This window comes from Muricomes intestini, assembly GCF_004346165.1.
GTDB lineage: Bacteria > Bacillota > Clostridia > Lachnospirales > Lachnospiraceae > Muricomes > Muricomes intestini.
Genome location: NZ_SLZZ01000018.1, coordinates 15,030 through 33,385, shown reverse-complemented (window position 1 = coordinate 33,385; position 18,356 = coordinate 15,030). Strand labels below are relative to the sequence as shown.

15 protein-coding genes are annotated in these 18,356 nt (G+C 43.1%); 13 read left to right on the top strand and 2 right to left on the bottom strand.

What is annotated here, in order from left to right:
- Positions 1–241: 241 nt before the first annotated feature.
- The 12 genes from EDD59_RS12315 (at position 242) to EDD59_RS12260 (ending at position 16,524) form a co-directional block, all read left to right on the top strand.
- Positions 242–2,065, top strand: a complete 1,824-nt coding sequence (locus EDD59_RS12315) for a transglutaminase-like domain-containing protein (protein ID WP_132382307.1) — start codon at positions 242–244, stop codon at positions 2,063–2,065.
- Positions 2,066–2,195: 130 nt separating this feature from the next.
- Positions 2,196–4,481 carry a YhgE/Pip domain-containing protein gene (locus EDD59_RS12310; protein WP_132382305.1) on the top strand — a complete coding sequence of 762 codons (2,286 nt, stop codon included), beginning with the start codon at positions 2,196–2,198 and terminating at the stop codon, positions 4,479–4,481.
- Between the two features lie 15 nt (positions 4,482–4,496).
- A complete protein-coding gene (locus EDD59_RS12305) occupies positions 4,497–4,919 on the top strand; it encodes a hypothetical protein (RefSeq protein WP_132382303.1) in 423 nt (140 codons plus the stop codon).
- A 22-nt stretch (positions 4,920–4,941) separates the two neighbouring features.
- Positions 4,942–6,063, top strand: a complete 1,122-nt coding sequence (locus tag EDD59_RS12300) for a type VII secretion protein EssB/YukC (RefSeq protein ID WP_132382301.1) — start codon at positions 4,942–4,944, stop codon at positions 6,061–6,063.
- Positions 6,064–6,130: 67 nt separating this feature from the next.
- Complete coding sequence (locus tag EDD59_RS12295; RefSeq protein WP_132382299.1) at positions 6,131–6,421, top strand: WXG100 family type VII secretion target; 291 nt, start codon at positions 6,131–6,133, stop codon at positions 6,419–6,421.
- A gap of 128 nt (positions 6,422–6,549) precedes the next feature.
- Complete coding sequence (locus EDD59_RS12290) at positions 6,550–8,694, top strand: hypothetical protein (RefSeq protein WP_165920937.1); 2,145 nt, start codon at positions 6,550–6,552, stop codon at positions 8,692–8,694.
- A 236-nt stretch (positions 8,695–8,930) separates the two neighbouring features.
- A complete protein-coding gene (locus tag EDD59_RS12285) occupies positions 8,931–9,701 on the top strand; it encodes a hypothetical protein (RefSeq protein ID WP_132382294.1) in 771 nt (256 codons plus the stop codon).
- A 47-nt stretch (positions 9,702–9,748) separates the two neighbouring features.
- Positions 9,749–11,233 carry a hypothetical protein gene (locus EDD59_RS12280; protein ID WP_132382292.1) on the top strand — a complete coding sequence of 495 codons (1,485 nt, stop codon included), beginning with the start codon at positions 9,749–9,751 and terminating at the stop codon, positions 11,231–11,233.
- Between the two features lie 19 nt (positions 11,234–11,252).
- Complete coding sequence (locus EDD59_RS12275; RefSeq protein WP_132382290.1) at positions 11,253–11,621, top strand: hypothetical protein; 369 nt, start codon at positions 11,253–11,255, stop codon at positions 11,619–11,621.
- A 13-nt stretch (positions 11,622–11,634) separates the two neighbouring features.
- A complete protein-coding gene (locus EDD59_RS12270) occupies positions 11,635–11,850 on the top strand; it encodes a hypothetical protein (RefSeq protein ID WP_132382287.1) in 216 nt (71 codons plus the stop codon).
- Between the two features lie 31 nt (positions 11,851–11,881).
- On the top strand, positions 11,882–16,210 hold the full coding sequence (gene essC / locus EDD59_RS12265; protein WP_165920936.1) for a type VII secretion protein EssC: 4,329 nt from the start codon (positions 11,882–11,884) through the stop codon (positions 16,208–16,210).
- A gap of 35 nt (positions 16,211–16,245) precedes the next feature.
- Positions 16,246–16,524, top strand: coding sequence for a TIGR04197 family type VII secretion effector (locus EDD59_RS12260; protein WP_132382283.1), 279 nt, complete (start codon positions 16,246–16,248; stop codon positions 16,522–16,524).
- A 37-nt stretch (positions 16,525–16,561) separates the two neighbouring features.
- Here the strand turns inward: EDD59_RS12260 and EDD59_RS12255 are convergent, their stop codons facing one another.
- On the bottom strand, positions 16,562–17,020 hold the full coding sequence (locus EDD59_RS12255) for a substrate-binding domain-containing protein (protein WP_132382280.1): 459 nt from the start codon (positions 17,018–17,020) through the stop codon (positions 16,562–16,564).
- A gap of 28 nt (positions 17,021–17,048) precedes the next feature.
- Between EDD59_RS12255 and EDD59_RS12250 the strand changes: the two genes are divergently transcribed.
- Positions 17,049–17,630 (top strand): DUF5110 domain-containing protein, encoded by a 582-nt coding sequence (locus tag EDD59_RS12250; RefSeq protein ID WP_243117419.1) that lies wholly within the window; start codon positions 17,049–17,051, stop codon positions 17,628–17,630.
- Between the two features lie 47 nt (positions 17,631–17,677).
- On the opposite strand, the gene EDD59_RS12245 is transcribed toward EDD59_RS12250, so the two are convergent.
- Positions 17,678–18,331, bottom strand: a complete 654-nt coding sequence (locus EDD59_RS12245; protein ID WP_132382275.1) for a DUF6198 family protein — start codon at positions 18,329–18,331, stop codon at positions 17,678–17,680.
- Between the last annotated feature and the right edge of the window lie 25 nt (positions 18,332–18,356).

Genomic DNA, 18,356 nt, shown 5'->3' with positions numbered 1-18,356 from the left:
TCTCTTGAATATTGTAAGTGTGGTAAATGCAATATTCAAGAGACCTCGTATCTTTTATTCTGGATATCTACTGGTACTGAGCAAGGTTCATGGGGATGATGTAGTCATTGCCCAGTGTATGTGTTTCAGTCAAAACGGGGTCATCAACAGCGAGCCAAATGGAAATGCAAACATTTCCGCTTGGCTCATTGCTGGCGGGAATAAAAAGAATTAAAATATATATTAGAATGTGAGGATTGTTATGAAAAAAGGTTATTGCCGCTTACTAATTTTAACAGGAGTTATACTGGCACTTTCTGGGTGCGGCAGGGAGAATGAAACGAAATCTAAGAGTGCGGCTTTAGAGCAGGCTGCAGTATTAAAAGAAAAATATAGTGACTCGGATAAGTATATATTTCAGGAAGAGCCCATTTATATCAATATGAATGAAAGCATAACATTTCCGACTAAGATTTCCAAATCTGCGGACTTTGAGAAAAACAATCAGGACGACCACACAGCGGAACCATTTACTGTATATGAAGACTGTGATTTGACAAGGCCGCTTTTCAGGCCGGATACAATTTCGAAGAAGTCCTCCGGGTATAATTTCATCATTTCTCCCTCCCCTCAAAACATTGCCACGGAGTCTGTAAGCTTCTCCAAAGGGTACAACAAGAAAAAAGAAACATTCACCTTACTGGGAGATGACAGCTGGGGAATTTATGATACCCTGTATCTGGTGCAAAATAATGATCTGAATACAGGCAGGCTGCTGGAGAAGCCTTATATCTATCTTGTGAAAATTGACCATTCTTCTGTCAAAATGGCGGCCCCGAAGGTGAAGATGAGTATTACTGATGATGGGCAGCTGAACCTGGAGTGGGCCCGTGTGAAAAGGGCGGAATATTATCTTGTAATCCAGGAACAGCTATCTTTAAAGGAAGAAAATGGTTACTTGGAAGGTCCCCGCTTTGCATGTCTTGAAATAGCAAAGTCGGAGAAGGCTCATATATCCGGGTATAGATTAGGCGCTTCAATGGAATACTCTTCCGATAATAAAAACGACCCCGCATATAAGACGGATCTGGAACTTCGCGACGAGGTGGACGCGGGGGTTGGAGACTACCATATATTTGTTGTAGCTGTCAATAAATATAAAAATCTCTCGGTTCCGGGCAACAGTATTTCCTCAGATGCTATTGGGAATAAAGTTCCGATAGGACTGGCATGGAATACATTTTCTAACAAATATGCATCTATTGTTTCTGATGGGGTGAAGAAAATAGAAGACCTGCCGGACCGGGTACCCATGATCATGGCGGATGGGAGTGTTTCTGAATATACCGTGACCTATTCAATCGATGAGTCAAACACCGACTTGATCTACTACCAGGTTGACAACACGGTGTTCGACAAAGACTGGTATTACAATCTGCTGCCTGAGATTGATGATACTTATTACTCACCAAAAAGGAAGATATTGCAGGTTTCATATAATGAGGACGCAGTCCAAGGGATGGAGAGTATAAAGGAGCAGGTAATACGCACTGCAGGTGAGGTAGTGAATGGCAATATGGACGAACTGGAAAAGGTGAAGGCAATCAACCGGTATTTGGTAGAAACCTCCGATTTTGATGACGATGCTTTTGCTAAAGCGGAGGAGTACCGAAAGCTGAGGGAGCTGGACAGTTCAGAAGAGAGTAAAAAACTCAGCCATGATGAATGGCGGGAGATGGAGGATAAGAGGGATACCTTAAAGGAAGAGCTTAGAGAACGTAAACAATCCTTCAATATGATAGGAGTCCTGCTTCATCAGAAGGGAACCAGTGACAGCTATGCAGAGGCTTTTGCAGCATTAGGAACCCAGGCGGGACTTATGTGCGTCTGCGTTACAGGGGAGACAGCATCCGGGGAGGCTCACACCTGGAATTATGTGAAAATAAATGGAGAGTGGAGAGTGGCGGACGTAGCTGGCAACGAAATGGAAGGTTCCGGAAATACAGAAAAATACCTCAATCTGGCACTCAATGATCCGCTCTATGCGGATGCCTACAGTCCTGACAATCAATTTTTACGTAAATAACCGAGCCTATAAAGTGGAATAAAACACCAAAACAGGGCATTTGTGGTTGAACGTAATAAAACTTTGAGTTATAATTAACGCAGAAATTTGATTGGCTCAGGATTATAGGAGGCGCGGAGGCTGGAAGAAAATGAAACAAAAGAAAATTATTCAAGTGATTACATTGGTGGCGATTGCCATAGTATTTTTAGGAGCAGGGTTTGCATTGGGCAGATCCGGGCAGTCTAAAGAGGCGGCCGGAGACACAGTAAAGGTACAGGAAAGTCAGTATGGAGCAGAGGCGAAGGAAGAGAAAACATCGAAAAAAGCAGGCACTCGCTCAGTTGCGGTTGTAAATTTGGATAACGGCGTGGAGCAAAACGGAAGCAATATCAATTATGCAGCCAGTCTGATTCAATTTCCAAACAACGATTTTTCATATACCAGTCTGGAAGAAGCCCGCACAGGGATTACTTCGGGCACGTATGCGGCATACGTGATTATTCCGTCTGCATTTTCAGCAAATATCCAGAGTTTAAATACAACAATGACAAAGTCCGGTATTACATATGAGCTGAACCAGAATCTGCCGGAGGAGGATAAATTAGCTGCGCTGAAGCAGTTAAATTCCTTCATTCAGGGAATGTCCGATCATGTGAGCATCCTCTATATGAGCGGAGTTATGAAAGAATTTCATGGGGCACAGGACAGTGCCCTGACAGTTATGGCAAATGACAAGGAGGATGTGGACGCCATATCAGTTATTTCACCTCATGATCTGGAGAAATATGTGCGGTTTCCGCAGTTGGCACAGCCGGACATGAAAGTCAGCGCGCTCGACATCCAAGGATATATCACACAAAATGGTGAACTCCTGGAAAGAATCAGAAGTGAGTATGAATACGTAGAGGAAAAGGGAGAAGAAGATAAAAAGGAGTTAACAGCTCAGGGAAGTGCTGTTAGCGAGCTGTTTGCAACTACAAATGATGAGATACAAAATTTTGATGTAACTAAGGGCAAAGATGGAAATAATGTTTATGATAAAGGGCTGAACACAGTAGAAAGCACATTACAAGATTATAATGAAGGGATAGAGGAGAGTAAAAATAATATACAGAAAGATGTAGGTGATGCAGAAGCCGAGCTGAAAACCATAGAGTCTTGCTGGTATGGAACCAAGGAGGGTATACGAAAATATCGGGAAGGTGAAGATGCTGAAATGAATGATGCAGTGAATAAATTGGCTAGTATTCTTAGCAGCGGCATCTATGAGGGAACAATAGAGGGATCTGCTCCAGCTTATTCTGTGAACGACCCTGGGACGGGGTCTATTACCATGGATGGAACAGTTTATTATATCTGGGACATGGCTACAGAAAGTCTTAATGAGGAAGGAATAGAGTCTTTTTTAATAGATTATACGGATGCTCTTGCCCTTACATATACAGGTACTTATAGTATAGGGGACGAAGAAAATAAGGTTCCTATTAATAATGTTGATAACATAAGGTCTCTAATTAATGAGAGTATACTACCTACTTATGATCCGAGCCGATTTATAAAAAATCCAGATGAAAACTATACAGAAGGAAATTCAAGTAAAAATAATGCTGATGTAGATGATGCCTTTATTTCTATAAAATCTAAGCTGTCTTTTGACACTTCAGCAGATAGTGGTTATAAGATTGACACTGTAAACAGTGCCGAAATTTTGGACACTGTCAATAAGGATATAGTAGCACCATTGCTAAGAAAAACTAAAAAACTTAAGACCGAGGCTACAGCTAATTATAATATTTCGGCAGGGGAACTGGAGAATTTCCGGAATAATGTAGAAGTCTTCAATCCCTTGAAATATTTAGATCGGGGTGCTATTCAGAGTTCCTATGCGGATATGCAGTCCAACGGCTCTGACATGCAGAAGACTATCACAGAGCGTGACGCATCGCAGAGTGAGACGCTTTCCAATACATATACAACCTACGCCGAAAACCAGACTAAGCTTCAGGACAATGTAAAGTCGGCAACAAAGGCCTCCAACGAAGCTGTCGCTGAAGGCCTGTCAGGTGCGAAATCGGTGAAGGTGAACAACTCCGCTGAAAATCAGCTGCTTCTCCAGGCATTTACGCAAAAGTTGCCCTACACAAGAATCGGAACCTTGGAAAACACAATGGCAGCGGAGTTTATTATAAGTCCTCTCTATGTATCAGAGGAGGCATCCGCCGTGGATCAGGCACAGGCAGATACGCAGGAAAAAGCTGCTGCATCTGTGGGGGCAGTGTCAGCCGTAGATGATGAAAAAGATGATGAGTCAAATTCTTCTAAGGCTGTGCCGACACTGGTTGTTCTTCTGGGTGTATTGCTATTAGGCGCGGCAATTGGAAAGACTCTTTCAAATAGAGGAGCGAAAGATAAAAATTCAACTGATATCAAGTAAAAGAGGTGAGGGATTATGGCAGACTCAGATATAATACTTGACCCTTACGTCCTGCAGGATTCGGGAAAAGCCGGTTCCTCGCTGACGGACTTAAATGAAATCCCGGTTTTTACAACAAAATTTCAGGAAAAAGTGACGGCAGCCGAGAGAACACAAAAAAGGCAGGAAACTTTTCTTAAAGGCCAGCCCTTTGTGCAGAAAATGGGTGATGTGAACACTGACGAGGTAACGGTGGCACAGCTTTTTCAGGGAGTCAATATGCAGAGAGTGAAAGAGGAGGAAGCCACTCCCAAGACAAATTTCATGATGGTTTACTCGATGCTGATTTTGTTTTTTGCAGTCTTTGGGGCGGGCATGCTCCTGTACTGGCAGAAGAGAAGACAAAAGACAGCGAGGGCGACTCAGGACATAGAAGAAACATTTACAATAGAAGATTGAGAAGGAACAGGGGAAGATAGTTATGGAAAATACAGGGGAACTGCTGACAGAACAGGTAAAAAAATCAGAGCTATCGGCAGTTGGCATCTATGATTTTTGCAGGCTTCAGACGGCAGGCACACATTTTCTGCCGATGGAATGGGGTGAAACGGAAGAGGAAGTAACCTTTAAGTATGCTGCAGAAGATTTAATACCATTTATAAAAGCACGAAATGAAGATACCGTCACACTTCTAAACCTGCTGATTCAGGCGGCAGATTTTGAGCAGGATACGAAAAGCTATCAATTTTCTATTGAGCCGTCCAACCTATATTATGATTCTACAGGAGTACTGTATATTAAAAGCAGGGATCTGCCTTCGAGAGAGCAAAAGAAGGAGGGATTTCTCCTGGCCTACAAGGCACTCATTGCCTGTGCACTGAACGGGCAGTATAGCTTTCGGGATTATATGGAGGGCGGAGAAGAGCTTTTGAAAAAGAATCCCCGCACGGCGCCTCTTTTTGAAGCAGAGGATGCTGCAGCCGCGGCACGGTACTTAAAAGATATAAAAGGTAACTATCTGGAAAAACAGAAAAGAGAGAAGATTTCTGTTAGTAAAACAGGAAACCGGATTTTAAAGCTTGCGGTTGTTGTTTTGACGGTAAGCACAATTCTGCTGGGCATATACAGCGGGATTCAATATGTAAAAACAATTCCCTATCTGACGGCTGTGAACAGCGCCGACAATGCATATATTGAAAATGATAACGTGGCTCTGATTGATTCCCTGAAGGGTATCCAGGTGGGGGAACTGGACAAACATCAGAAATACACACTTGCCAAAGCATATCTGCAGAGTGAAAGTCTCAGCAGTGAGCAGAAGGAAAATATACTGGCGAGGTTTAGTTTGGATTCCAATCCGAAAGAGTTGGAGTACTGGATTTACCTTGGGCGGCTGAACGTGACAAAGGCGGAGGATCTGGCAATGCAGCTTACGGATGATGAACTCCTTTTATATGCTTACCTGAAAGACAAGTCGCAGACTCAGGCGGATACGTCTATTACAGGGACAGAAAAAGAACAGAAACTTCGGGAACTTCAGTCTAAAATTGACAGTCTGGAGAAGAAATATAATTTGGATGCAGAAGCAGAAGCTTCGGATTAAATATGGTAACAAAGGTAAAATGTCCTTTTGTTATAGATAAAAAAGAGTGTGGAAGGGGGGTGAAGACGTGGCATTACAGATGGATTTTGATGATGTTGTAGCACAGGGACAGAATATTACATCCCATTCACAGGATGTAACGGATCTGCAGACATGGCTCAACAATGTAGTAAATGAGCAGTTGCCGGCTATGTGGCAGGGAAGCGGGTACGAAGGCTTTTCAGAAAGAGTTGCAGAAATGGCACCGAGCTTTGAGGCTATGAAGCAGTTGATTGAAGATATCGGAAACGGTGTTGTACAAAACGCAAACCAGTATCGGGAATTCGACGAGTCTGCAGGCAATGCAAACCGCGGTTAAAGGGCAGGGGGCGGATTGGCGTCCCCTTTTCTGCAAACAAATGAAGAAAATTATCGGTGTGGATACGAAATGTATCAGTATCAGACGCCGTTTTAATGATAGAGCAAACTATAAAGGGGGATGCAGCTATGGATACAGGCTCCATATTAAAACCAAATGCACTAAAAAGCCAGTGTCGGTCAGCTATAGATATTTTGCAAAAGAATAATAACGATTTCAATACAGCAAAAAGCAGTATTACTCATTTCTCCGGCAATGATGAAATTAAAAGTGTGAGTATTGATAATCTGAAGCAGCAGCTGCAGGATTATCTGACAGTAATTGAGGGAATGGCAGCAGCAAATAATGCGGACATTGAAGATTACCAGACACTGCAGGAGACATTGGAGGGGGGAAACTCTGAGGATCTTGACGGTGCAGCTCTGCTGAAAAGGAAGGCAGATTGCGAGCAGGGAAAAGAAGAGGCGGAAAGTGCAGCGGCTACCTGCAGATGGATGGCAGATGTATGGCGCAGTACCGGCAAAGATCCCACTCAGACCATGGCTTTCTCTCTGGAGATAGCAGCTCAGGGGTATGACACAGAGGCAAGCGGCTGGAATTCACTTCTCACAGATACCCAGGAGAAAATAGATTTTTATGATTCTGTTGAAGCATCAACGGCGGGGCTTTTTTTGAGCAGCGCGGCAGCAAGGATTGCATTGGGGGCTGCGCTTTCGGACATCAAGGATGCATTTCAAGAAAACGGTTATTCTCCAAACCTGGGTGCAGTGTGGAGAAAAGCACTGACTGAGAAAGAAAACTACGATGAGTTCGTTAGAAAATTGCTGGCAGTCGGAGTTGCCAGTGAACTGATTCAGAATATGATGGAGATAGGATATACTCCCGAGGACACATGGTCAGCATGGAAATCATGTGAGACAGAGGAAGATAAAAAATTTCTGATACATCTTATGGATGGAACGGAAGCAGGGTATAAAGCAGCCTTTAAGGTGGATCCAAGTCTCCTATCTGGGAAAATGGCTATTGTCATGGCTGACTATGCTGCTCATTTACTTGTAATGGATGATGAGGGAAATGCGCAGGGAAGAGCCGTAAAACGGTTAAGAGAATTTAATAACAAATTGCTGGAGGCAGAGATTTACTGGATTGAGGATCCAGAGGGATATGTACCTACTAGGACATATCGTGATGTCTATCTGGAGAAGATGTGCCTGGGGGCAACGGCTCTGGTAAATGGCGATGCAGTTCTGTTGGCATCTATGAAGCCGCAGGACACAGGGTATCAGGAACTATACAGGGACTATGAAAAGCAGATGGCTTTGATGAATTTCTGGACAACGGAAAACCTTATAGTGAAAAAATTGAATGGAATGTTTGAAGGAGAGGCCAGAGACTGCAGGATTACAAATTTGACATTCGCTAATGGGGAAGCAGCCTTCTCACTGAAACATATGTCCCTATATTACGGTTCAATTGATGTGACAGAGGAAATCAACACAAATTTTTTGAATAGTGGAAATGCATTGGAGCATCATTTCACCCAGAAGGAACTCAAGAAAGCGAGAGAGGAACAGGAACAGGCATTCCAAAATTTCATGAAAACACTTGCGAAAGACGCTGGAACCCTTGCATTGGGAACTTTTGCACCGGAGGCTGCAATATTGGTCAGCATAGTAATGATGGGAGTGGAGGGCTCTGCAGGCACAGTGAACGGATTAACCAGTCTGGCCGAGACAAAGTTTGGAAAACTTGGAGTCGGAGCAGCGAACATAGCTATAAAAGACAGCATTAATGGGTATATAAACTTTCTTAATTCAACAGAAAAGTTAAATCAGGCTGAGACAAAGGTTTACTTGGACTGGTTTGGTATGGGGAGTGAATACAAGGTAACAACTGGTGCAGGTAATAGGGAAGGCGTGGAAAGTATGTTTGAAGTATTATCTGATACTAAGGGGCTTTCCTTTTCCGGGGTATATAATCCAGATGTGCTGCGCGCTATGAATGTCTGGGAAGAGCAGGGAATGAACGGCTGGGTCGAGAGCTGGGAGAAAAGCAGTTCGAAAGTGGAGCAGATGATTGAGGATGGAGATTACAGTGAAACTATAAAAGAAGATAGCAAGACATTATTGCATGGGGGAAAAGACATGTTTGACAAAATGTCAATGGAGAGATTTATAGATGCAATCTGTGCCATTGAAGCAGAGGGAGACTTTGGTTTAGAAGATGTTCAGACTCAGTTTATAAAGGCTGCTGTTGCAGGAGGGAAATCATGATGAATAAAAAGAAGATAATCTTATGTGTCTGTGCTGCATTACTTCTTATATCTCTTATTGCCGCAGGGGTGTGGCGGAGGTTAAATAAGGATGTGATATCAGTGTCAAGAAAAGATGAGTTTTCAGACTTTCTGCATGTGGAGCAAGGAGCAGCAGATCCGAAGATGTCATGCATAGTCACCTCGCAGGATAATTGGAATCTGGCAAATCAGGTGATTCCGGGGAAATTTATCTATTTGAAGGACATGGAGTTTAAAAGAGAACGGGCATATGTAAAGTCATTTGATTCTGCGAAACTGACTGTACATGATTTTTCATCACAGGAAAAATATAAAACGATTGATGTAAAAGAGCTCGTAGAAAAAGAAGCACCGGATAAGATCTGGAATGCACATGTAGGTACTTTTATAAATAAAAATGGGGAGGCATATTTTGATTTTCTATTGGAAGATCCGAAAGACCCATATGATTCAGAAAAGAAACAGATGCTTTACGTTAATATATCCACGGATGAAAGCATGCTTTTGGAAAAGGGGGAGAAGAGTGAGAAAATAAATCCGCTCGTTACAAAAGCAGATGAAATGTATAAAAATATGAATGGAATAGAAGCACTTTTTTCCAAGGATGAAATCGGATTATTGGAGCAAAATGGTTTTTCATATTTTAACGAAAACGATAAATTGGATATGGGAGAGATTTGGGTATATCCTGAAAAACCTTTTGGATCCATAGGTGTTCAATTAGCAAAAGCTACTCTCCCAAAAGAAAACAATAAATTATATGGAGAATTCCCCAGGCTAAAGGACTATGAGGGGAAGGAAAATGATATTGTAACGCTTTATCTTGCTGGTAATTCAAGCCCGGAAGACATATTAAGCCTATTGACGGAGGCAGGAAAAGAGGTGACTTACGACAGATGTGTACTTTCAGCTGAAAACTCTATAGATGGACAGGAGCATGCCATTCACAGTTTTGATGAGTACCTCCAGTGGAAGGAGTTTAAATAACATTTCCCGGGGGCAAGATGACAGAAGACTAGAGAGGGGAACCGGTCATGGATGAAAATTCAAAATTGTATCCGGACAAAGTGAAGGCCCAGTGTGATTCAGCTATAGAAGTTTTACGGAAAAACAATGAGGATTTGATTACAGCAAATAACAAGATCTCTGGATTTATAGAAAATGATGAGCTTCAGAGTCAAAGCTTTGACAAGCTGAAACAGCAGCTGAATGACTATTTGACAGTGATTGACAGCATGATTTCGGCGAACGAGGCGGATATTGCAGACTATCAGAATCTGAAGGGCTCAGTGGGTGTAGAGAAGCTTGACGGTACTGTCATTCTCAAAGCTAAGAAGGACGCTGAGGAGGGAAGAGAAGAGGCAGAGGATGCAGCAAAAGCAGACAGGTATCTTTCCGATTACTATTATAGGTTTGGTTTTAGCGGCGCAGAACTTGGACGTATATATGAGGAAGAGGCGAATGGATATGAAGAAGAAGCTAGAATTTGTAATGATATAATAAATGAATTGCAGAGAAAAATTGATTTTTACGACAATCTTGAAGCTTCAACGGCCACCCTTTTCATTACAGGGCATGTAATCAGACATATTACAGAAGCTGCCGTTTCGGATATCAGAGGCGCATTTAAAGTGGGAAATTACTTTCCCAATGTAAACGCCGGGTGGCGGAGAGAACTGGAGGAAAAAGAAAGTTATCCCAGAATAATCAAAAGGCTGCAGGCAGCAGGAATTACCGGAAGCCAGATTCGGTACATGGCGGCAATCGACTATACTCTGCGGGAAGTGGAGGCAGCATTGGATTTATGTAAGACAGGGGAAGATAAAGAATTTTTCCGGAGTTTTCTGACAGGGACATCAGAGAGATATGATAAGGCATTTGCCCTGTCTCCGAACAAAATTTCTGATGAAATGCATGTATTTGCTGCAGAGTATGCAAATCATATTTTTCAGTATGATGAGAATGGAGAGGTATCACAGGCATTTGCAGATTTTAACGACGCCGTGTGGAAATCAACCAAACCTGTACAGGACAAAAATACGGGATTAATTCCGGATACTTGTTACAGGGACATATATATGGAGCGGATGTATGCACTATTGGATATGGGAGTTCAGGGACTGACAGCAGAAAAAACCGCCATGGAACTTCCTGCGGGGGAATGTGAAACCTTAGATACAGAATTAGAGAAGAGAATTTCATTGACAAATTTTTGGGCAGCAGAGATTATTTTTAAGGATAAGCTGGAGGTATGGTATCCGGATAAATTTGATTTTATGAGGTCTGAACAAAGCTTCCGGGATTTGCAGGAAAGAAGGGACAGGATTCTCAAGGAAACGGCGGCATCTACAGTGGAAAACCTTTCCCTTATAACACTTGGAATCCTTGCGCCGGAACTTGCAGTTCCTTTAAGCAGCCTTTATCTGGATATGACAGAGAAACCGGGGTCATTAATCAGACTGGAGCACATACTGGAAATAGAAAGTATGACTGAGGAAATAAAAGGATACAAAATATAAAAAGAGGGGGGAACCTCGCATGAAAAAGATAGAGCATATGACAGAAGAAGAATTGAATAATCAATTAAAAACAATAGGAGAAGAAAGAGAAAATTTTGAGAGAGACATGAAGAAAATGCAGGAGGCCTGGGAAGAAGAAAATTTTAAGGCCGCCCGCCGGTATCAGAGATGGGAGGAAATGCGGGAGCGGTTTTCTCCTGAGGATACCAGAATGCGTAATTTTATTAATGCTCATCAGAATCTTATGAATGCTATGAAGAAAAGGCAGCAGGAGATATCCGAAAATGCAAAAACTACATACGACAAAATGCAGCGGGAATGGGACATGCAGGAAGAGGATATTTTCCTACAGATGTGTAAATTGCAGGAGGACAGAGATAAGGGGTGAAAAATTGATTACCTTGACAGTTAAAATTAATCAGAAAAGCATGGATTTGATGGTCCGCCCGGATCAGAGGATCTCAGAAGTTTTAAAAGTGCTAAAGGAGAATCATAAGATCTTCTTTCAGACTGAGAAGATATTGATATATTCTACACGGAAGAAGGAATATGTAAATCAACTGCTCACTTTCAGGCAGGCAGAGGTGTACGCGGGAGATGTACTGGTTTTGAGATAGTTATCAGAAATAGATGAACAGAGGAAAGAGTATGAGATATTTAATTGTGCAAAACAACACATCCTATATGGAGTACCCTCTTATGGAAGGGGGCACTGCGGATGGACTGGAATATAAGCAAAAAGGGGGAAAAATCCTAATCGGAGAGCAGCCGCTCAAGCCAGGAGAATGGCATGAACTTCAGGGGCACCGGCTGCTGTATCTGGGGGAGGTTTTTTCAGTTTACGAGAGAAAAGAATGGACATTTCTATCCGGAGACAATGCAGATATCTGCATTTCCGGTTGTGCGGCTAAAATTATGACAAAGGCAGACAGCCTGCTGATAGAAAATAGCGGAGACACAATACTTTACTTAAATCAGGAAAGCGTCGGCGACGGTTCATATCCTTTAGATCCAGGAGCTGTTTTATTGATAGAAAATTGTAAGTTTATATTTGGAGAAAAGTACATAAAGGTGTGGGGAGATGATTATCAGAGCTTTCTGCCCCGGATGTCGGACAGTCTAGGAATTGGAGAGATAGAACAATTTCCTTTGTACAAGCGGTCTCCCCGGCTAATTAAGAGGATCAGTGATAAAAAGGTGAAAATAGAGGCAGAGCCTTCCACGGGTAATTTCGGGAGGAAAGGTCTGGTTCAGATGGTACTGCCGCCTCTTTGCATGGTTCTCGTTACAGTTTTAATTGGAGTTTTATTGAAAAGAGGACTTTTTATACTCATGTCTGCCAGTTTTACAGGCATGACAGCTATTTTTTCAGTAGTAAAATATTTTCAGGACAAAAAAGAGAGTAAAGAGAAAGAAGCCAAAAAGAAAGAAATTTATGGAAACTATCTTCTGGAAAAAAGAAAAGAAATTTACAAATGCTGGCAGGCGGAAAACGAGGCATACCGGTATAATTATCCCCAGGCAGATGAAATCTGCCGCATGGTGGGAAACTATAGCAGCCGTATTTATGAGCGGAGCAATATGGATGAAGATTTCCTTACTTTTGCCGTGGGCCATTACATGGGACCGGCTGTGTTTGCCATTGAAGACAGGACAAGCGATATCAGCCTGGAGAGCAGTGAATTTGCGGACGAGATCCGCAGCATGAAGCGGCAGTTCGGGGTTATTGATAAGCCCCAGGTTGTAGATTTAAAAAAGGCGAATCTTGGTCTGGTGGGAGAAAAGAGCGTGATTCATGAGCAGTTGAAGTATTATGTCAGCCAGCTCAGCTTTGCCCAGAGCTATCACGATGTACAGTTCATCGTGCTTTATTCGGAGGACTATAAAGATGACTTTTCGTGGATGCGGTGGCTTTCCCATGCAAGAATACAAGGCTTAAATGTACTGGGCCTGATATATACTGAGAAAATCCGGGATCAGGTACTCGGAAGTTTGCAACAGATACTAAAGGAGCGCAGGCAGCGGGTGGAGGAGAGTAAAAAGGAAGCGCGTTTTCTCCCGCATCTTATTTTTATCATAGATGAACCGAAGATCATCATTGATCATTCCATCATGGAATTTTTTGCCGGAGACACATGGCAGACTCTTGGATTCTCTATTATTTATACTAGCCTGCAGCAGGCAAATCTGCCGGAAAATATCGGGACAGTTCTGCTCCTTGAAAATTCCGGGGAAGGGCGTCTTCTTCTTCAGGAGAAAGAGCTCTGTGACAGAAGGATACATCTGTACCGCATCGGGGACACAAATCTGGAGATGATGGCCAGAAACCTGGGAGTGCTGGTACATGAACAGGGAATGAACAGCCATATCCCGGAGAGTATAACATTTTTCGAAATGTACGGGGTCCAGAACCCGGAGGAACTCAAAGTGCGAGAGCGCTGGAGGAGAAACAACTCTTCCAAAACATTGACGGTGCCATTAGGTGCCAGGGCCGCAGGTGACTATCTGGAATTGAATCTCCACGAAAAAGCCCACGGCCCCCACGGACTGATTGCCGGTACTACAGGCTCCGGAAAATCAGAGATTGTACAGTCCTATATTCTGTCTCTGGCCGTAAATTTCCACCCCTATGAAGTGGGATTTCTGTTGATTGATTACAAGGGCGGCGGCATGGCGAACCTGTTCAAAAATCTGCCTCATCTTCTGGGGACAATCACAAACTTGGACGGTGGTGAGAGCATGCGTGCGCTGGCGTCCATCCAGAGTGAGCTGCGCAGGAGACAGAAGATTTTTAGTGAGCATGAAGTTAACCATATTAACGCGTATAATGATTTGTTTAAAACGGGCGGGGCGAAAGAACCCATCCCTCATTTATTTATTATCAGCGATGAGTTTGCGGAGCTTAAGAAAGAGCAGCCGGAGTTTATGAAGGAGCTGGTATCCGCTGCCCGTATCGGGCGAAGCCTGGGAGTTCATCTGATTCTTGCCACGCAGAAGCCTACAGGCGTGGTGGATGACCAGATTTGGACAAACAGTAAGTTTAGGATTTGTCTGAAGGTTCAGAATGAGTCGGACAGTAAAGAAGTACTGCATACGCCGGACGCCGCGAATATTACCCAGGCCGGGCGGGCATATCTGCAGGTGGGCAACAATGAGATTTATGAGCTGTTTCAGTCTGCTTGGTCGGGTGCTCTGTATATCCGGGAGTCAGAAAAAGAAGTAACTCAGGATAACCGCATCTATCTGGTTAATGAGCTTGGCCAGGGTGAACTGATCAACCAGGACCTGCGCGGAACAGAGGCGGAACAGAAAGCTACGGAGACTCAGCTGGATGCGGTAGTGCGGTATGTTCACCAGTTGTACGAACGGGAAAAGGTACTGGAGGTGAAAAAGCCCTGGCTCGCACCCCTGGCGGATAGGATAGTGAATCCCCACATGAAAATCCGAAAGAATCCGATCCTTGATCTTGATGTGGTGCTGGGAATATTGGATGTGCCTGAAGAACAGATACAGAAGGAATATACAGTAAATCTCGCAAAAGAGGGAAACATTGTTTACATTGCCTCCAGTGGTTACGGGAAGTCTGTATTCCTGGAAAACATCATCCTGGGGCTGGCTGCAAAGAATTGTGTGGCAAATTTGAATTTTTATACTCTGGATTTTGGCAATAACGCCTTGATTACATTGGCAAAACTTCCCCATATGGCAGATTATATTATGCTGGATGAAGAGGAGAAGTTTACAAAATTCCGGGCTTTGATGACAGAAGAAATCAAACAGAGAAAGAAACAGCTGGCAGCTGCTCTGGCCCAAAACTTTATAGTCTACAATGAGATGGCTGAAACACCCCTAAAAGCGATTGTTATCTGCCTCGACAATTATGACGCCGTCAAGGAAATGGGCTATGAGATGGAAAACTATTTCACCAAGCTATCCAGAGACGGCGTGGGACTCGGTATCTATATGGCTGCAACTGCAAGCCGCATGAGTGCACTGCGCGCGGCAACTCTGAACAATTTCAAAAACAAGATAGCCGGGGTGAATTTTGACGAAAATGAGGTCAAGGGACTGGTCGGCAGAAGTAAGTATAGCTTGCCCGACGTACAGGGGAGAACGCTTGTAAAGACAGGCGAAAATGTAAATGCCATGCAGCTGTATACACCGGTGGAACTTAAAAATGAAGTGGATTACAGCCGGAATCTGCAGGTGTTTGCAGAGCGGATGAGCCAAGAGTACAAGGGTGAGGAAGCGCCTCATATTCCGATTTTACCTGAAGAATTGTCCTATCAGGAATTCCTTTCCTACGGGCAGGACGAAAACGAGATTGCTATGGGCCTTGAACGGGAGAGCGTAGTGAGCACCGGGTGGGCAAGACAGAACAGTCCAATTTTGATTTTGGGAGAGAGTGGAAGCGGGAAAACAAATGCTTTGAAGGTAATCTTAAACCAGCTGGATGAAACAGCCACATTATATCTGTTTGATTCAAGAAGCCGGAGCCTATATGACTACAGGGAAAAGGGCAAGTATATGACAACCCTGGAGGAACTGGAGCTCTTTGCAAATCAGCTGAATGTGGAGATCAGTCAACGGAAAAACCAGATGGATACGATGCTGTTGGAGGGAAAACCTCTGCAGGAGGTGCTGAAATCCATTGAACCCTATTATGTGGTCATCGATGATATTGACGATTTTATCGACCTTGCGGGGAAAGATATGCCGATCGTTGCAGGAAGATTAAAACGTGCCATGCAGTGCGGCATCACGTTTATTGTGGCAGCAGATATAAACAAGTTCAAGGGCCAGGATGAATTTACTCAGGCATTGAAATCTGCACGAAACGGTCTCTTGCTGAGCAGCCAGGGATATCTGGCGATTTTCCCAATTAGAGTAAATGAGGCGCCGCGAAAGCCAGATGGAGTGCTGATGGCCGAGGGCCAGGTGAAATTCATACGGATACCGCAGGTGGTGCAGAGATGATACAGAAGAAAAGTCTAAATTAGGAGGAAAGTAAAATGAGCGGAGGAATCCAGATAAGCAAACCAATAACAGATGAAGAAAGTCAAAATATAGACGATGCGGCAAAGCATTTTGAAGGGAAAACATTATCTTCAAAGGACACACAGAGCACCATAACAGCCAATGCAGCCGGGCAGGAGGCTTTCGCGCAGTCCCAGAATGTAGTCACCCAGTTTGGTACTGCTCTGCAGAAAGATGCAGGCCATATTCATGATTTGGGAGCGAAATTCGAAGAATTTGACCAGATGATGGCAGAGTTAAATAAGAACCAGTAATACCATGTTCCATAGGTGAGGATAGGAAAAGCCTGGCTCAGGGTATAGGGCAGGGCCGAGATTGCACTGAATTACGTTCAACAAGTGAAACATTCAAAATCCTAGATTCAAAGGGAGAGTCAGGTGCACATAAACGGCGGAACAGGATGTCAACAGTAAGCTCAGCCTTTTTACGCAAATCTTGTGCAATAGTAGTGAGCTGAGGGGTTAACTGACAACATATTTCCAAATTATCAAATCCAATCAAAGATAGATCTTCGGGGATACATAAACCATTTTGGCGAAGGACGTTAATTAAGAAAGAGGCTATTTGATCACTTGTAATAAAAACACCGGTAATTTCTCCTTTGTATTTTGCAATTTGTATCCCAAGTCTTTTGATTTCTTCATAATCTACATCGGATTCCAATACGAAACGGTATTGGGGATTAAGCGTTAATCTACATTCCGTCAGCTCGTCATAAAAACCGGAATATTTTGTAAAGGCTGGATCCATTATACCATTGACGGAAAAGAGAGAAGCGGTGAGAAATGGAGCGGTATTGCCGAAGCATCTGGAGCTTATAGTATTTGCAGGATCTGATGGTGCTTTCCAGCTTTATGGGGATAGTGGAGAGGGGCAAGAGTATAGGGAGGGAGAAAGTTTTACAACAGATTTCCAATTTGTGTGGAGTGCAAAAGAGGGAACGATGCTTACAATCAAGCCTAAAGGCCATAAATTTTCTGAACTGCCGGAGAAGCGTCAATATTGCATTACTCTGGCAGGTGTCATGGATTCTAATGACATTTCTGTATACTCAGGGCAGGAAGTGATTGAAAAATCATACGATGAAACAAAGAATAGATTGTTGCTAAAAATAGCCCTTTCTCCGGTAGGAGAGATGATTCAGATATGTTTTCACAAGGGGCTATCACTCGTTGAAAATCCGGTTGAGCAAGAAATATTTAAACGGTTAGATTCAATGATGATTGAATATGAGCAGAAAGAAAAAATATTTTATAATATATGCAAAAAAGCAAAGGTAACTGATATTGCAGAAGAGCTTTTGGCTATAAATCTCCCACAACATGTTACCGAAGCTATTTTTGAAATTTTATTTGCCTAATGGAGATTGGAATGAAGCATCATTTAAACAAAGCATTAAATAAACCATTACTTGGGAAACCACTTTGTTTCAAATGCCCACCTTGTCTTCTGCTGATTCTGGAAGAAAGAGATTCCATATCCGTTTATACATGCGCTTAAGAGTGTGCCAACGCCAATCCCGATCAGATGTCTGACAGCCAGAAGGGCAATTACGCAGCTTATGACTACACAGCTGATGTCAAAGGCGGTTTTGACTTTCTTAAAGGAAATGCCGATAAAGCTACTGAAATCTCTGGTAAAGAGATCCTGTGGCATGATCGGCAGCCTGCTGTTAATAAGAAAGGCGACACCAATCATGAGCAGCAGTGTTCCTGCCACAAAATATACCATTTGAAAAGGCAGGGATTCCGGCCAGAATTTGAACAAAAAGGTAGCGAGGTCAAGAGCAAAGCTGAACAAAAACCCTACCACGAAGGCTATGATGTAATCCTTTTTGAACTTTCGGGTCAGTAAAATCAACAGCAGCATCAAGCTGATTTGAAAGATATAATACCATGTTCCATAGGTGAGGACAGGAAGAGTCTGGCTCAGGGTATAGGGAAGGGCTGAGACTGCAGTGATACCAAAATTGCTTTTTGTAATAAGTGCCACACCTGCCGCATCCAGGAGAATGCCGGCAGCAAGGGCTGCTTCTGATAATATAATTTTCTTCTCTTTCATAATGAATCCACCTACTTATACGAAT

Excerpts from the sequence above, each read along its gene's own strand:
- essC (WP_165920936.1), top strand. The coding sequence starts at position 11,882 with ATGAGATATTTAATTGTGCAAAACAACACATCCTATATGGAGTACCCT.
- EDD59_RS12275 (WP_132382290.1), top strand. The coding sequence starts at position 11,253 with ATGAAAAAGATAGAGCATATGACAGAAGAAGAATTGAATAATCAATTA.
- EDD59_RS12305 (WP_132382303.1), top strand. The coding sequence starts at position 4,497 with ATGGCAGACTCAGATATAATACTTGACCCTTACGTCCTGCAGGATTCG.
- EDD59_RS12260 (WP_132382283.1), top strand. The coding sequence starts at position 16,246 with ATGAGCGGAGGAATCCAGATAAGCAAACCAATAACAGATGAAGAAAGT.
- EDD59_RS12280 (WP_132382292.1), top strand. The coding sequence starts at position 9,749 with ATGGATGAAAATTCAAAATTGTATCCGGACAAAGTGAAGGCCCAGTGT.
- EDD59_RS12290 (WP_165920937.1), top strand. The coding sequence starts at position 6,550 with ATGGATACAGGCTCCATATTAAAACCAAATGCACTAAAAAGCCAGTGT.
- EDD59_RS12315 (WP_132382307.1), top strand. The coding sequence starts at position 242 with ATGAAAAAAGGTTATTGCCGCTTACTAATTTTAACAGGAGTTATACTG.
- EDD59_RS12310 (WP_132382305.1), top strand. The coding sequence starts at position 2,196 with ATGAAACAAAAGAAAATTATTCAAGTGATTACATTGGTGGCGATTGCC.
- EDD59_RS12300 (WP_132382301.1), top strand. The coding sequence starts at position 4,942 with ATGGAAAATACAGGGGAACTGCTGACAGAACAGGTAAAAAAATCAGAG.
- EDD59_RS12245 (WP_132382275.1), bottom strand. The coding sequence starts at position 18,331 with ATGAAAGAGAAGAAAATTATATTATCAGAAGCAGCCCTTGCTGCCGGC.
- EDD59_RS12255 (WP_132382280.1), bottom strand. The coding sequence starts at position 17,020 with ATGGATCCAGCCTTTACAAAATATTCCGGTTTTTATGACGAGCTGACG.